The following is a 16,508-nucleotide window of genomic DNA, read 5'->3' as shown; positions in this document are numbered from 1 at the left end:
GTACGGCCAATCACCTCGGGCGGTCAAGGATTGGAGCGGATCTCAGTACCCGACGTCAGTCCCGCCGGTGGTCTTGCCGCCGGTGGTCTTGCCGCCGGTGGTCTTGCCGCCGGTGGTCTTGCCGCCGCTGGTCTTGCCGCCGCCGGTGTGTGGGACCTGCGGGGTGGTGGGCGGCTTTTCGGCGGTCGGCGGCTCGGCGGAGGCACTCGCCGAGGTTGGAGGCTCGACTGTCGGCTGGACAGAGGGGGTCGGAGTCGGGGTCGGCGCCGGCGCGGCCGTTTCAGTGGTGGCGGGATCGACCCCGGTCACCGCGACGATCGCGGGCTCGGGGTTGGAGGTTCCCGACCCCGAAGCGACGCGCATCACCACGAGCGAAGCCACACCCAACAACAGCAGCCCGCCCACGACCGCACCGATCAGCAGCCCGGCGTTGCTCTTCTTCGGCGGGGAATGTGCGTTTTGAGTCGTGAACGGCGCCGCGGTCACACCCTCGACCCGGATCGGTGTCGCGTGGGTCGACGGCGCGACTTGAGTGGGGCTCGAAGCGAGCGCGGACTCCATGGAGTGCATGCGCGAGCGGGTGATGCCCGCCAGTTGCGCGAGCGCGTCCGATAGCTCCGCGGCGCTCTGGAAGCGACCCGCGGGTTCCTTCGCCAGACCGCGGGCGACCCAGCCGTCGAAACCGGGTGGAATGCCGGCCTCGAGCTGCGAGGGGATGGGTGTCGGCGCAACACACAGCTGCACCAGCAGATCACCCACCGCTTCACCGCTGAACGGCAGCCGACCCACCACACACCGATAGGCGATGACCACCAACGACCACAGGTCGGAGCGGTAGTCGATCCCCCGCAGTCCCCGGGCCTGCTCGGGGCTCATGTAATACGGCGTCCCGAGCACCGAGCCCGTGCGGGTCGACGACGAGAGACCGGTGGAGCCGTCGGTGAACTTCGCGATGCCAAAGTCGACGACCTTGGCGATCTCCGTGCCGTCCTCGTCGTCGTGAACGAGGAACACGTTCTCGGGCTTGAGATCCCGGTGCACGATGCCGACGTCGTGAGCCTTTAGCAGGGCGCGGGACACGTGCATGACGATCTGCGCGGTCTCGGCGATGGAGAGTCGGCCCACTCGATTCAACCGCGAGTCGAGCGGTTCGCCCGACAGGTACTCCATCACGATGTAAGGGCGCCGGTCGCTCATCACCCCGTGGTCGAACACCTTGACCACGTGCTTGCTCAGCAGCTGCGCCGCCGCTCGCGCCTCGTTTTCAAATCGACTGCGGGCCTCGGCGCTGTCGACGAATTCGGTCTCGATGAACTTCACGGCGACGCGGGTACCAAGGGAGCTGTGAACCCCCTCCCAGACCGACCCCATGCCGCCACGGCCGAGCAGGCGGGTCAGGCGATACTTCCCCGCAACGAGCTCGCTTGGCGGTGTCTCGTCCTCTCCCGTCATCGAACCGAGGCAGAAGATTAGCTGGCCCATTCCCAGGGCGCCAGGACCCGGCAATTTGGCGCGAGCCGGCCGCCGGACCTGACCCCGGAATCGCGCCGGAACCAGGCGTCGCGGCCCGCGCACCGGTGAGGTAGACGCCCGCTCATGGGCACGCATCTTTTTCCGCCGGGCGACCCGAAGGTCCTCTACCTGGTCGACCTGTCGAGCTATCTGCTGCGGGCGTACCACGCCATCGGAGAGCTCACGAGCCCGACGGGGGAGCCGACCAACGCCACCTTTGGCACCGTCACCATGCTCGAGCGCCTGGTGCGCGAACGCAGGCCGGCGCTGATGGCCATTGCCATGGACTCCGGGCGGGACACCTTTCGCCGCGAGCTGTACGCGGACTACAAAGCCACGCGCCCGCCGGCACCCGAGGATCTCAAGCTCCAGATCGGACGCTGCCAGCAGATCATCGAGGCGTTCGCGATTCCAATCCTGAAACAACAGGGCGTCGAGGCCGACGACCTGATCGCGACCGGCGTGCGCGAGGCGCGCAAGCTCGGACTCTTGGTGGTGATCGTCGCGGCCGACAAGGACCTGATGCAGCTCGTCGGGGACGACGTCGTCATGTGGGACACGATGCGTGACCGAGTGTTCGGCCCGCCGGAGGTCGAAGAGCGCTTTGGTGTCCGCGTCGATCAGCTCCGCGATTTACTCTCGCTGATGGGCGACAGCAGCGACAACGTGCCCGGCGTCCCCCACGTCGGACCCAAGACCGCGCGGGACCTCCTGGTCGAGTTCGGCACCCTCGAAGAGGTGTACGCGAACCTCGACAAGATCTCGAAGAAGAGCCTGCGGCAAAACCTCGAGGCCAACCGCGACAAGGCCTTCATCAGTCAACGGCTGGTGACGCTGAAGGACGACTGCCCCATCGAGTTCGAGGAAACGGCACTGCGTTTTGGCGGGCGCGACATCGAAAAGCTCCGGCACATCTACGCGGAGCTGGGGTTCCAGCGCCAGGTGCAGGCGCTGGACGCCGCCCAGGAGCCAGCCGGCGGCGCCGGGACCGAGAGCCCCGATCGTGCCCGACGAACCAGCGGGTGAAGTTGCGGTGTCGACGCTGCTCGAGCGGGCACAGCTGGAGGCGTGGGCGGGAAAGATCCGCGCCGCCGGACAGCTCAGCGTGCTGGCCACGACCGCGCGTCCCGCTGCGGTGGCGGACCTGGTCGGCATCGGGCTGTCGGTGGAGCCGGGAACCGCCGCCTACGTTCCGCTCGCCCACCGCGCCCTCGGCACTCCGCGGCAGCTGACGCTCGATGATGTGCGGGAGGTGCTCGGCCCGCTGTTCGCGGACACGAACATCACGAAGGCCTCCCATAGCCTCAAACACACTCAGGTTGCCTTTGGCTGGAACAGCCTGGAATTCGCCGGCGGGCGGGCCGACGCACAGCTGAACAGCTACCTGCTCGATCCGGAGCAACGCCACGATCTCGAGTCCATCGCCAAGCGCGAGCTCGGCTTGGTGCTCGCCACTCTCGACGAGCTGACCAAACCGGCGCGCGGCAAACGCATCGACTTCGATCAGGTGGCCCTAGAAGAGGCCGCCCCGTTTGCCGCGCTCGGCGCTGAAGCCATGCTGCGCGCCACGAGCCGCACCTCCAAGCGCATTGCCGACGAGGGCCTCAGCGGACTGCTGGACGACATGGAGCTGCCGCTCTCACCCATCCTTGCCGAGATGGAACAGCGCGGGGTGCTGATCGACATCGCGCGGCTGGCCGAGATCGGGCGCGTGTGCCGCAAAGATCTGGAGCGCCTCGAAGCGGAGGCTCACCGCGTCGCGGGCCGAGCCTTCAACCTGGCTTCGCCTCGACAGCTCGAGGTGCTGCTGTTCGACGAGATCGGCCTCACGCCCCTCCGACGCACCAAGACCTCGCGTTCCACCGATGCCGAGACCCTCGAGTCGCTGGCCGACCAGCATGCCCTGCCGAGGGTGATCCTCGAGCACCGCCAGCTCGCCAAGCTGATGGGCACGTACATCGATGCGCTACCGAGCCTCGTGAACCCGAAGACCGGGCGCGTGCACACTTCCTGGGAGCAGGCGGTGGCCGCGACCGGCCGCATCTCGAGCACCGACCCGAACCTGCAGAACATCCCCATCCGCAGCGAGGTCGGGCGGGAGATCCGCAGCGCGTTCGTCGCGCCGCCCGGCCACTCCATCGTCAGCGCCGACTACTCGCAGATCGAGCTGCGTGTGCTCGCGCACCTGTCCAAGGACGCTGTGCTAGTGGACGCCTTCCACCGCGGCCAGGACGTGCACACCCGCACTGCGATGGAGGTGTTCGAGGTGGACGAGGCCGGCGTCAGCTCCGAAATGCGGCGCAGGGCCAAGGCCGTGAACTTCGGGGTCATCTACGGGCAGGGCGACAGCGGCCTGGCCAAGAGCCTCGGCATCCCGCGGGCCGAAGCCTCGAACTTCATTGCCACCTACTTCCGCCGCTACGAGGGGGTGCGGCGGTTCATGAACCAGACGCTCGACGGCGCGCGAGCCAGTGAGTCCACTCACACGCTGCTTGGCCGGCGACGCATGGTCCCGGACATCAAGAGCGGCAATCGACAGAAGCGTCTGGCCGCCGAGCGGGTGGCGATGAATGCCCCGATCCAGGGCACCGCCGCCGACATCCTCAAGCTCGCGATGCTCCGCTTTCGTGAGCCACCGACGCCTGGCGCCCACATGGTCCTCACCGTTCACGACGAGCTCGTGTTCGAGGTCCCGGACGGCGAGGTCCCGCTGGCTGTGGAGCGGATCAGACACGCAATGGAGTCCGCCTTCGCACTCGACGTGCCCCTGGCGGTCGACGTTGGATTCGGGCGCACCTGGAAAGACGCGCACTGAGCCGACCTTCCACCAACGGCCACCGCGGGTGACGCGAGCAACCGCGCCTCGCCAGGCGTCGTCAGTCGGTCGCTGCGTCACCAGCGTCGTCCGGCGGGGCATCCGCCGCACCGCCGCCAGAAGGCTCGCCAGCCGCGGAAGCTTGGTCTAGCTTGCCGCGCGCCATGTCCGCCGACGAGCGAAAATCCCACGTGCCGGTCGCCATATTGGGCGCCGGGCTCACGGGTATGAGCGCCGCCCTCCAGCTGCAGGAGGCGGGCGTCGCTCACCGCATCTTCGAGAAGCTGGGCCACGCCGGCGGTCACGCCATTACCCTCGAAGAGGGCGGTTACCGCTTCGATCGCACCGGCCACCTCTTGCACCTTCGGAACGCTGCCTTGCGCCCGCGCGTGCTCGGCTGGATCGGCGACGATCACACGACAGTACAGCGCAGCAGCGTGATTTGGTCGAACGGCGTCTACACGCGGTATCCATTTCAAGCCAACACCTTCGGCTTGCCGTCGGACGTCGCCTACGAGTGTGTGATGGGCTTCGTGCAGGCGCACTTCGCCACGGACAAACCGGAGCCGAAGAACTTCGAAGAGTTCTGCCAGATCCACTTCGGCGCGGGCATCAGCCGCCACTTCATGCTCCCGTACAACTCGCGGCTCTGGGGTGTACACCCGAGCGAGATCACCGCCGCCTGGTGCCAGCGCTTCGTCCCACTTCCCAAGCTCGAAGACGTGATCGCCGGAGCAGTCGGTGTGAGTGGGCGAGAGCTCGGGTACAACCAGAGCTTCGTCTACCCGCGACTCGGCATCGGCGAGCTTCCGAAGGCCATGGCGCGGGAGCTCCCGAAGCTCGAGCTCGGACGCTCGCCGGAGCGCATCGACTGCGCCGAGCGCCGCCTGACCTTCGCCGACGGCGAGCAGGTGACCTACGACGCCTTGGTCAGCACGGCCCCCCTACCCGCGCTGGTCTCGCTGCTGTCCGACGCACCAGCGGCCATCCGGGCGGCGGCCCAGAAGCTCCGGGCAAACCCGCTCTATTACCTCGACGTTGCCCTCGATGCGCCGTGCGGCAAACCCTACCACTGGGTGTACGTCCCGGAGGCCGAGTATCCCTTCTATCGGGTTGGCTGCTACTCGCATTTTTCCCCGGCCATGGCGCCCGACGGAAAATCGTGTCTGTACGTCGAGCTAGCGGACCGCGAAGCCCCGGACCTCACGAAGCTCTTGCCTCGCGTCGCGCAAGGCCTGACGGAAATGGGGCTGATCAGAGGCCCCGAGGCGATCGCTTTCGCGCGCGTGCGGAAGATCGACTACGCATACGTCATCTTCGATCATGCGTATTTCGACGCTCTCGCCGTGGTCAAGCCGTTCCTCGCCGAACAGAACATCGTGCTGGCCGGCCGCTACGGAGACTGGAACTACTCTTCGATGGAAGACGCTCTGCTCTTCGGTCAAGACGCCGCAACACGAGCCCGGGAGCTGATCGGATGACTGACGCACCCCGCATCTCCATCGTCATCCCGATCTACAACGAGGAGGGCATCCTGCACTCCGCGGTCGTCGACCTGCGCGAGCGGCTCGGCCCCTACGGCTGGAAGTACGAGATCATCCTGGCGGAGAACGGCTCGCGCGACCGCACGGTCGAGCTCGCGCGGGAGCTGTGTGGCAAGTACCCCGAGGTCCGCTTCATCTCGGCCGGCGAACCCAACTACGGCAAGGCGCTCCGCGCTGGGATCTTGGAAGCCCGCGGCGAGCTGGTCCTGTGTGACGAGATTGATCTGTGCGACACCGACTTTCACCGCCGCGCCATCGAGCTGCTCGACTCCGGTCGGGCCGACATGGTCATCGGTTCGAAGCTGATCGGCGGAGCCGAGGACGAACGCCCGCTCTTGAGACACGCAGCCAGTGTGTTCTACACCGGGCTCTTGCGCGTGCTGCTCGGGTTCAAGGGCACCGACACTCACGGGCTCAAGGCCTTCCGGCGCGCGACACTGTTGCCGCTGGTCCGCGCCTGCCTGGTCGAAAAAGACGTCTTCGCGAGCGAGCTGGTGATTCGAGCCTATCGCCAGGACTTTCGGGTGCTCGAGATCCCGGTGCGGGTGATGGAGAAGCGCCCGCCTTCCATCAATTTGGCGAAGCGTGTGCCCAATGTGCTGAAGAGCATCATCAAGCTCACCTGGGCGATTCGGGTCAAAGGCTGACGGCGCATCCAGATCGCACTATGACTCGGGTTGATGGCGAATGAGGTGGTCGTCGAGCGGGTGGTGGTCTGCAAGGCCGACGCCGCACTCTTGTGGCCGCTGATCACGGACACCGAACGGCTGAACCGCGCCGTTGGCCTCGGGCGCCTCAGCATCACGCCCAACGACAGCGACAGCGCCTCGCGACACGTCGTGAGCACCGTGTCGGGCGGCTTCCCGCTCGAGTACGAGGAGTGGCCGTTCGAGTGGGTGGAGCCAAAACGCTTCAGCGTGAGGCGGGACGTGCGGCGAGGTTTGGTGACGCGGCTGAGCAACGTGTTCGAGCTCGCGCCGGGTCCCGAGGGTGGAACCCAGGTGACGGTGCGCGTCTCGGCCGTGCCCAAGTACGGGTTCATCTCACCGGTGCTCAGGCTCCAGATGTCGCGCGTGGTCGGGCGCATCGCAGCGCAAGTCGAGCAGATGGATCAGGAGCTCAGCGACAGGAGCGGGCGAAGCCTGGATGCCGGCCGAGGCGCCGTGGGCCACGACACCCTCGAGCGCATCGCCAAGTCCTACCTCGAGTCGCTTCCGACGGAGGAACGGAGCGCGGGTCAACAGCTGATCGAGCTGGTTGGCAAAGCTTCGGACGTGGCGGTGGACCGCATCCGCCCCTTCGAGCTGGCCGACGCCTGGGGAGAGCGGCGCGAGGTCGTGCTCGGCGCCTGTCTGCACGGGGTCGGCGCGGGCTTGCTGGAGCTGAGCTGGGATCTGGTGTGCCCGAGCTGTCGCACAGCTTCGGAGCGCATGCGATCGATGACGGAGCTCGGCGCCCACGCCCACTGCCAGCTATGTGACATCTCCTTCGATCTGGATCTGGATCAGGCCGTGGAGGCTACCTTCCGACCGACGGAGGCCATCCGTGTTGTCGATGAGGGACCGTACTGCATCGGCGGACCGGCGCGCACACCCCACGTGCTCGCACAGACCATCCTGCCGGCGGGCGGCAGCGTCGAGCTGTGGGCCCCGAGCAAGGCGGGCCGTTACCGCCTGTTCGTGCGCGGCGGCCCCGCTTCGATCTTGCGCGTCGGCCCCGACGGGGCGTCGAGCTTGGTCGCCAAATCCGTCGGCGAAACGCTGGAGCCCGCACAGGCGGACATCCAGCCGGGCGCGAGCATCACAGTCCAGCAAGACGACACCCGTGAACGCCACGTGAAGCTCGAACGGGTGGACTTCAAACAGGCGGCCGCCACCGCACACCACGTCAGCATGATGCCCGAGTTCCGGCGCCAGTTCGCCCGCGAGGTCTTGCGCCCGGGGCTGACGCTGCGCATCTCGCGAGTCGCGCTCTTGTTCAGCGATCTGACCGGCTCGACGGCGCTCTACACCGAGGTGGGGGATGCCCGCGCGTTCAAGGTCGTGCAATCACACTTCGAGCTCTTGAACCGACTGCTCAGCGAGCACAGCGGCGTACTGGTGAAGACCATCGGGGATGCGGTGATGGCCGCGTTCGTTCGGGAAGAAGACGCGGTGGGCGCCGCTCAGGCGATGCACCGTGAATTCGGCGCCTTTCGCCAGAGCGAGCCGGACGCCGTCGGTGTTCGACTCAAGATCGGCGTGCACGCCGGCCCCTGCTACGTGGTCACCGCCAACGGCGTACTCGACTACTTCGGCCAGACCGTCAACGTGGCCGCTCGGCTGCAGGGCGCGGCGGACGGTGGGGAGCTGGTCATGGCGGACGAGCTGGCGGAGAAGGCCGCCATGAACAGCTGGCTGGCTCCTGCGCTCCGGCGCGAGCAATTCTCCGCGGAGCTCAAGGGACTGCGTGACCCGCTGATCGCAGCTCGCATTCTGATCGACGACGGCAAATGATCTGGCACGCGCGGCGCCTACCAGCGCTCGATGCGCCAGTTGCGCTGCTGAGCCAGGCGGCGCAGGCGTCCGTCCGGGTTCACCACGATGGGGACCGCGACCTTTTCGAGCAGCGGCCGGTCGGTGATGCTGTCCGTGTAGAACGAGGCTTCGTGGAGCGAGAAGCCATGTGCATCGGCGAGCCGCTCGGTGCGGGTGATCTTCCCTCGCCCGTAGCACATCGGGGCCTGCAGCCGGCCGGTGAAACAGCCGCTGTCGTCGAGCTCGAGCTCGGTGCACACGACGTGATCGATGCCGAGCTCCCGCGCCAGCGGCGCGGCGGCGTAGCGGGTTGCTCCGGTGACGATGGCCAGCAGATCCCCCTCAGCGCGATGGCGTTCGACGGCCTCACGACCGCCAGCCGTGACGTGGGGCAGCACGTAGTCGCCGAACCAGTTCTGGCAACGCTCCAGCATCCAGGCCTCGGACTTGCCGCGATAGGACGCGAGGGCACGCCCGGCGACCTTCTCCGCGTCGATCACCCCGAGCGTGTATTTGAACAACCACCAGCCGACCCGGAGTGAGTATCCGAGACCGACCTCCCCCTGGTCGCGTTGATAACGCACGTACAGGCTCGCGCTGTCGCGTCGGATCAGCGTTCGATCCATGTCGAACAGGGCGGCGCGGCGGGCGGACATGGCACGGAGGAAGATACCGGACTCGACTTGGGCAGTCTTGCGATGAGCAGGACGCGATCGTCATGAGCGCCGAAAACCCAACGGAACTAGCGGCGAGACAGGCGGGCGCGGGCTAGCACACAGCGCGGCCGGGCTCGCGGCGGGGCCACAATGGGGATATCAAGCCTGCGCCGTGCGCGCTCTGCCCATCGACCCGCTCTTGCCCGAGCTCACCCGCTGCCTCGCTGAGCACGGCGTCGTCGTGCTCTCGGCCGAGCCTGGAGCCGGCAAGACCACACGCGTTCCCAGCGCGGTGTTCGACGCAGGCCTGGTGGGCGACAAGGAGATCTTGGTCAGCGAACCACGACGACTGGCCGCGCGCCTCGTGGCGCGTCACGTCGCGGCGGAGCGCGGGGAGCGGGTCGGGCAGCGCATTGGTTATTCCGTGCGCTACGAAAATGTCGCCGGCCCCGACACGCGCATCCGCTACGTCACCGAAGGTGTGCTGCTCCGGCGTCTGCTCGCTGAGCCCGAGCTCCGCGGCGTCGGCGCCGTGATCGTGGACGAATTCCACGAGCGCAGCCTGGCCACCGATTTGACCCTGGCCTTGCTCTGGAAGCTCAAGCAGAGCCGCCGACCCGATCTCTCACTCGTCGTCATGAGCGCCACGCTCGACGCCACCGCGGTCTCACAGTTCCTGGGCGGCTGTCCCGTGCTGGACAGTCCAGGGCGCGCGTTCCCGCTCACGCTCTCACACCTCGACCGCCCGGACGATCGACCCCTGGAGAAACAAGTCGTGAGCGGCGTGCGTCGGGCTCTCAGCGAAGCCGACAGCGGTGATGTCCTGGTGTTCTTGCCCGGTGCGGGCGAGATCAGGCGCAGCGAAGAGGCGCTGCGGGAGCTCGCGACCCAGGAAAACCTGCTGGTCTTGCCGCTGCACGGAGACCAGACGATCGACGAACAGGCGCGGGCCGTGGAGCCGGCCGCGCGCCGCAAGGTGATCCTCTCGACCAACGTCGCCGAGACCAGCGTGACCATCGACGGGGTCACGGCAGTGCTCGACTCCGGCCTGGCCCGCGTTGCCACACACTCCCCGTTCAGCGGGCTGCCTCGACTCGAGACCGCCCGCGTGAGCCGTGCGTCAGCCACCCAGCGCGCAGGGCGCGCAGGGCGCACACGACCCGGCCACGTCTTCCGTTTGTACACCCGAGGTGACTTCGAGACACGCCCGGAGCACGACGCGCCGGAGATCAAACGCGCCGACCTCTCCGAGGCGCTCCTCACGTTGTACGGTGCGGGACTCGCAGGGTTCGACGCCCTCGACTGGCTCGAGCCGCCCCCGAGTGCGGCCCGCGCGTCCGCTCAGGAGTTGCTGCTTGCCCTCGGCGCCGTCGATGCGGGACACATCACCCCGATCGGGCGGCGCGTGCTGGCGTGCCCCCTCCACCCGCGACTCGGCCGCGTGCTCGCTGAGGCCGAGGCCCGCGGGATCGGGGCGCGGAGCCCTCGCCGTCGCGCTGCTCTCCGAGAGGGACATTCGCCGCGCGGCGCGCACCGGCTTTGGCGACCGTCGCTCACTCGATGGCGCGCGCGGCGACTCCGACGTGATCGAACTGATGGATCGCTTCGACGAGGCGCGAGACGCGCGCTTCGATGCGCAGGCCCTTGCCCGCATGGGGCTCGACGTGCGGGCCGTGCGGGCGGTCGATCGCGCCCGCGGCGAGCTCGTGCGGCAGCTCAAAGACCACCGCTCCGAGCCGGACAGCCTGGATGAAGAAGAACGCCTGCTGCGGCGTGCGCTATTGTCCGGATTCCCCGATCGTGTTGCGCGACGCGCTCGCCCCGGCTCCGCAGACGTGGCTTTTGCTCGAGGCGGCGGCGCAAGACTCTCTCCCGACAGCGTCGTGCACGACGCCGAGCTGCTCCTCGCCGTCGACGTGGAAGAGCGCCCGGGCAAGGGCGGCAACGTCGTGCGACTGGCCAGCGCGGTCGACGTGAATTGGCTGCTCGAGCTGGGCACTGACGCCGTCTCCGAGAGCGACGAGTTGGCATGGAACGACCACGCCGAGCGCGTCGAGCGCGTCGAGCGCATGAGCTTCGGCAACATCGTGCTCGACGAGTCGCGCACCGCGGCGCGCCCATCCCCGGAAGCGTCGCGCGTGCTCGCGCGGGCCGTGTCGGGCTCCACCTCGATCCTCGCGACGGAGGGCGGCCTGACCTCGCTGCTCTGCCGCATCGAGATCGCCCGCCGGGAGCTACCGGAGGCAGGTCTGCCCGAGCTTGGACCCGACGCGGCGGGTGCTGCCGTCGAGCGTGCCTGCCAGGGTGCGACCAGCCTCGCGGAGCTGCGCGAGCGACCCATCGCTGAGCTTCTGCTCGACGGGCTGCCGCCGGAACAGCGCCGCTTGCTCGAGGCCGAGCTGCCCGTGCGGATCAAGCTGCGCGGCGGCCGCAGCCTCGAGGTCCACTACGAACCGGGCAGGCCCCCCTGGATCGAGTCGCGCCTGCAGGATTTTTTCGGCTCCGATCTCGGCCCCAGCATCTGCCGCGGCCGTGTGCCGCTGACCTTGCACCTGTTGGCACCGAACCAGCGCGCCGTGCAGGTGACGACGGATCTCGCCGGCTTCTGGCAGCGCCACTACCCGCAGATCCGAAAGGAGCTCATGCGCCGGTATCCGCGTCACGGCTGGCCCGAAGACGGACAGAGTGCGACGCCACCGGAGCCGAAACCGCGACGCCCGCTCAAGTGAGGCGGTGCGCCGATGAGCACCTAACTAGGGCACGATGGACCTCGACTCGACGCGGTCTGCGCTGGGCGCGTCGGCGTCTGAGCGAAGCGCATGGCGTGGCCGGTCGGCAGATGGCTGGCGCCGCCCTGCCAAGTGGTAGGGCGCCAGCGGCTGCGGTAGTAGTCCACAACGGTCGCGAGATTGCCGGTGGTATCGATCGGCTCGGCTGCCGCCGAGCCGTTGTGCGGCCTTTGGCGAGAGCGGTGCTATTTGTACCAGGCGGGAGCCGTCTTGCACTCGTCCGCATCACCGAAGGCGGGGCAGGCGCAGCGGCGACTAGATCGCCCCACCTGGGGCGAATTGTCCCCACGCGATTTCGTCCCGTCGTGTTTGTCTGCGGTGACGCCCCTTGGCGCGTGGATTGCTTGGTGTGCGTCATGACTCTTGCTCCACACTCCAGTGGTCCGATGACGTTCGAGCCGACGGTTCTGAGCGGCGCGGGTCGCTCAGAATCGTCCCCGGACTCCGGCACGCAGTGCGCTGAGGACCTTGCCACCCGAGCCGGACTCCAGCCCGGTCGAATCGTCGTCGACAAGTATCGCATCGAGCGAGCACTCGACGCAGGTGGAATGGGCCTGGTCTGCCTGGCAACCCACTTGGTGTTGGACGAACTGGTCATCCTGAAGTTCGTACGGCCGGACCTGGCCGGAAACGAAGAGGCCGTCGAACGTTTGCTGGTGGAGGCACGCCTAGCCGCCCAGTTACGCGGCAACCACTTCGCGCGAATCTACGACGCGGGGCGGCTCGAAGACGGTGTGCCGTATCTTGCGATGGAGCACCTCGTCGGGCACACCTTGGCCGATGAGCTCGAAGCCCGTGGCGGGACGTTGCCGGAAGCCGAAGCCGTAGAGTGGATTATCCAGGCCTGCACCGCGCTGGAGGAATGTCACGAAATCGGCATCGTGCATCGAGACGTCAAGCCGGAGAACCTATTCCTGGCCGAGCCTGCGCGCGGCGATCGCGTGTTGAAGCTGATTGACTTCGGCATATCGAAGCACATTCATCTCAACCGCGGACAGCGCCGGCTCACGAACCCCGGCGAAAGTCTTGGTTCTCCCTGGTACATGGCTCCCGAACAAATGCGCACGCCACACCTGGTGGATCGACGCGCGGACATCTGGAGCCTCGGCGTGGTGTTGTTCGAGCTCGTCGGCGGTCGCATGCCGTTCGACGGCAACACGTTGGCTGAGGTCTGTGCGCAAGTGCTGTGCGCGGAGCCCGCGCCGCTATCCGCGGCCGCCAACGCCGTTGGGCCGGGGCTGTCGGGCGTGGTGGCCCGTTGTTTGAACAAGGACCCCCAACAACGCTACGCCACGGCGGGCGCACTGGCTGGCGCGCTGCGAAACTGGGCAACAGGGGACGCGCCGGCGATCGGTAGCGCACTCGAAAACCCGGACGCATCGCTGCTGCCCATGGCACCGGAGCTGGGCTCGGCCGCGCCTGTTCCGGTCCTCCCGCTCGACCCAGAAGTCGAGCTGGGCGTGCCGGACGAATCAGAGGCGTCCGACTATGCGCGGGGTGCTTTGCGCATACCGGGGGAGCGGCGCTGGGGGCCGGCGTTTGCGGGCCTGGGCATGATCGCGGCGACCGTCGCCTCTGTACTGCTAGTGGTACCCGAAGTCCGTGCCAAGGTAGCCCGGGTCTCGTCGCACTACACTCAGGGATGGCTCACGCCGGCGCAATTGGGTGTGTCCATTCCTGATTCGGAGATAAGCCCATCACTGCGACCCGTGCGTCCCGCCTTGGCGCTCATCAGCGTCCCGCCCAGCGAGTTCGAATTCAACGAAACTGGAAGCACGACGGTGCAACCTGCGGAATCACGACCCGCGATGACGAAGCCGTTCGTGAAGCCGGCGCACTCCGGGGGAGCTGACGCGGTGGCAGCGGAGCCAAAGCTTTCGCTCGCGGAAATTGCCGCGCGCAGGGCGGGCTACCAGCAGTACCTACGAGACAACGGACTCGTGACGGTAAAAGAAGCACTGGAAGACCTCGGGTCTAGCAAGGTCTCCGGCGACAACCCGTACTGAAGGGGTGCCGTTCGATTCCGCTTGCCCGCCCATGAGGCTGACACGTTCCACTTCGCAGTTACCTCGCCCATCGCAGTGCCCGTCTCTGGTGCCGCGCCGCATCCAGCCCTCGAGCGCCACGGCAATCACGCCACACCTCGGCAGCATCGGGTGGTTCGCGAGGGAGGGGCCTCGGGAAAAAGCCGAGAGAAACTTCGCCGCATTCGGGCGGCACGAGGGATGCACGGCAGGACCTCATGAGCACCAGGTGAACCACGCGCCGGCCGTTGCTTCGCTCTTGATCGCTGCCGGACTGGGTACCGCGCACGCCCAAGAGCCAACACGTTCTTCGTTGGACGCGGACGAGCGCTTCGGCATCGTGCCGGTCGGGGCGGTCTTGTACGCACCCGAGACGGGGGTGACCTTCGCCGCAGCGGCCCTGCTCTACACTCGCCTGGGTCCGGCAGGGCGGGTGCGCGATTCGAAGGTGATGCTCGCAGCAGCCTACACGCTGCAAAGCCAATGGCTCGTTCAGCTGAGCGGGACATTGTTTGCGTTCGAAGATGCTGCGGCACTCGACTACGAGGTCGACGTTTCCTATTTTCCGAAGAAGTTCTACGGCATCGGCAACGACACGAGCATCCGAGATGACGAGGAAGCCTACATTCGCCAGGCGTATCAGCTCGAGCTCCGGCCGGCGGCGCGGGTGCTACCGAACCTCTACGTCGGTCCTGCCTTCCAGATAAAGCAGTACGACGTGAACGAGATCGATCCCAATCGCCAGCTGGCTTCCGGACGGATTCTAGGCGCGGAAGGTGGCACCGACGTCGCGTTCGGAGTTGCGGGGTTTTACGACACCCGGGAACCGACGCTAAATCCCTTGGCCGGAATGTTCGTAGACGCGCAATTCAGCCACTCGGGACCGACCTGGGGCTCGAGTTTTCAGCATCAAGGCTACATCGTCGATGTGCGCGGGTACGTCCCAATAGCGCCCTGCTGGCAACACGTGCTCGCCTGGCAGGCGTATGGCGAGTTTCACTCAGGAGAACCGCCATTTTGGATGCTGTCCGAGCTGGGCGGACCGTCGCGCATGCGCGGGCATTACCAGGGTCGCTACCGCGACCGGCAAATGGTCGAGCTCCAAGCCGAGTATCGGCTCCCGGTGGTCTGGCGGCTCGGTGCCGTGGGCTTTGCTGGCGTGGGTGAGGTAGCTCGCGACCTGAAGGACTTTCGCCCCGCTGACTCCAAGTTTTCTCTCGGCGGCGGCCTCCGCCTGATGCTCGACCGAGACGCGCGCATCAACGTCCGAATCGACGTGGGCTGGGGTGGTGATGATTGGGGTCCTTACGTTGCGTTAGGGGAAGCGTTCTAGCGCATCGTTTCCACTCGTCGCGTCGGCCGGACGCACCCGTCAAGCGCCGCGAGATGCGCACGCGGGACAGCGAGTCACGGGTTTGAGCGCAAGGTCGCCTTGCTCCCCGCGCACGGCACACATCGTGCTTGGTGTGGAGGAAGGAGCACGACCATGGAAAGCAAGAGCATCGGTTCGAAAATCGATTCCGTCACCAAGAAGGGCGAGGCCGCTCTCACCGAGACTGACGCGCAGATTTCCAAGGCGGCCACTGAGGCGGGGAAAGTTGCCGACGACGTGGGAAGCGGCTTCCAGGAGGTGGCCGAGGCTGGCAGGGACGAGATAAAAGCTACTGCGGAGAAGGCAGGCCTCGTCGTCCGGGAGATCGCGGAGACCGTGGTCCACGCCGCCCAAAAGACAGCGCAGAAGGTCGTCCAGCTGGCCGGCGAAGCGGAGGAAACCGACACGCAGCGCGCCCAGCGCGTCGCCGATGAGGCACGGGACGCGACGAAGAAGCCCTAGAGGCCGTTGCGGCCGACGGGCCGTCGCTCGCCTCGCAGCTCGCCTTGGCCTGCGCCGCGTTAGTGCACTTGCTCGCGAAGCAAACCAGGCTGTCCTCGCAGTCCTTGTTGAGCTTGCAGTCTTTACCCGGCCCCTTCTTGCGGGCGAGCACTGCTGCAACGACCAGCAGCAAGTGCACGGCTCCTCTCGCGCGCCGTCGTGGCCGCGTCTTTCGCGTTCGGTTCATGGAGTCGGGCACACACCGTTCCGAAAACGAATGGTTTCGCAATCCGCGCTGCTTCGAGTAGCTGCGGCTGGCGGAGTAGTGGGCTTCGCTCATTGCACTGGCGGTTCCTCCGCCGCGCGCGCTCGAACTCCCATGCGCCGAGCGCGCTCGTTCGACATGCCGCACTACGCGCCGATGATCGGGTTGATCGTGGCGCTGTCCACGTACTGATCGAAGCGGACGATCTTGCCGTCCGAAATCTCGAGGACGTGGGCGACCGCCGCGCGCACGCTCTTGCCCGTCGCCTTGCCCTTGGCGACGTAGTGTCCGTGCATCACGAGCACGTTTCCCGCGTCGATCAGCCGCTCGATCTCGATCGAGAACGACTCGAAGTCGCTGGGCATCTTCGCGAAGACGTTCTCCAGGACGGCCTGCGGGCTCTGGTAGACGCCTCCGTACTTGTACCCAGCGGTCTCGGTCCACTGGATCTGCGGATGCATCCAGCCAAGCACCTTCGGGATGTCCCCGGCGCCGAACGCTGCATACACACCCTTCACGAAGTCCAGATTGCTCATGGTCATTTCCTCCATGAGTGAGGCGTTCGTTCGTCGCC

General features: G+C 67.0%; 9 protein-coding genes and 2 pseudogenes. 8 read left to right on the top strand and 3 right to left on the bottom strand.

The features are described from left to right. Nucleotides 1-42: 42 nt before the first annotated feature. Complete coding sequence (locus tag IPI67_40480) at nt 43-1,482, bottom strand: serine/threonine protein kinase (GenBank protein ID MBK7586453.1); 1,440 nt, start codon at nt 1,480-1,482, stop codon at nt 43-45. 114 nt (nt 1,483-1,596) lie between these two features. On the opposite strand from IPI67_40480, the pseudogene polA reads away from it, so the two are divergent. The 4 genes and pseudogenes from polA to IPI67_40460 all read left to right on the top strand — a co-directional run bounded on the left by polA (nt 1,597) and on the right by IPI67_40460 (nt 8,366). Further along, nucleotides 1,597-4,327 (top strand): annotated as a pseudogene (gene polA / locus IPI67_40475) (DNA polymerase I). Between the two features lie 164 nt (nt 4,328-4,491). After that, nucleotides 4,492-5,808 (top strand): FAD-dependent oxidoreductase, encoded by a 1,317-nt coding sequence (locus tag IPI67_40470; protein MBK7586452.1) that lies wholly within the window; start codon nt 4,492-4,494, stop codon nt 5,806-5,808. After that, nucleotides 5,805-6,518 (top strand): glycosyltransferase family 2 protein, encoded by a 714-nt coding sequence (locus IPI67_40465; GenBank protein ID MBK7586451.1) that lies wholly within the window; start codon nt 5,805-5,807, stop codon nt 6,516-6,518. Before IPI67_40470 ends, IPI67_40465 begins: the two co-directional genes overlap by 4 nt. A 33-nt stretch (nt 6,519-6,551) precedes the next feature. Next, nucleotides 6,552-8,366, top strand: a complete 1,815-nt coding sequence (locus IPI67_40460) for an adenylate/guanylate cyclase domain-containing protein (protein ID MBK7586450.1) — start codon at nt 6,552-6,554, stop codon at nt 8,364-8,366. Between the two features lie 17 nt (nt 8,367-8,383). On the opposite strand, the gene IPI67_40455 is transcribed toward IPI67_40460, so the two are convergent. After that, nucleotides 8,384-9,043 (bottom strand): HAD family hydrolase, encoded by a 660-nt coding sequence (locus IPI67_40455; GenBank protein MBK7586449.1) that lies wholly within the window; start codon nt 9,041-9,043, stop codon nt 8,384-8,386. Between the two features lie 172 nt (nt 9,044-9,215). Here IPI67_40455 and hrpB point away from each other — a divergent pair. From hrpB to IPI67_40435, 4 genes and pseudogenes are all read left to right on the top strand, one after another. Further along, a pseudogene (gene hrpB, locus IPI67_40450) lies at nt 9,216-11,772 on the top strand (ATP-dependent helicase HrpB). Between the two features lie 608 nt (nt 11,773-12,380). Then, nucleotides 12,381-13,838, top strand: a complete 1,458-nt coding sequence (locus tag IPI67_40445) for a serine/threonine protein kinase (protein MBK7586448.1) — start codon at nt 12,381-12,383, stop codon at nt 13,836-13,838. Nucleotides 13,839-14,085: 247 nt separating this feature from the next. After that, nucleotides 14,086-15,189, top strand: coding sequence for a BamA/TamA family outer membrane protein (locus IPI67_40440; GenBank protein MBK7586447.1), 1,104 nt, complete (start codon nt 14,086-14,088; stop codon nt 15,187-15,189). A 153-nt stretch (nt 15,190-15,342) separates the two neighbouring features. Beyond that, nucleotides 15,343-15,690, top strand: a complete 348-nt coding sequence (locus IPI67_40435) for a hypothetical protein (protein ID MBK7586446.1) — start codon at nt 15,343-15,345, stop codon at nt 15,688-15,690. Between the two features lie 390 nt (nt 15,691-16,080). Here the strand turns inward: IPI67_40435 and IPI67_40430 are convergent, their stop codons facing one another. Then, entirely contained in the window at nt 16,081-16,470 is a 390-nt protein-coding gene (locus IPI67_40430) for a nuclear transport factor 2 family protein (protein MBK7586445.1), read from the bottom strand. Between the last annotated feature and the right edge of the window lie 38 nt (nt 16,471-16,508).

This window comes from Myxococcales bacterium, assembly GCA_016706225.1.
Lineage (GTDB): Bacteria > Myxococcota_A > Polyangia > Polyangiales > Polyangiaceae > JADJKB01.
This window is presented reverse-complemented; position numbering and strand designations above follow the sequence as displayed.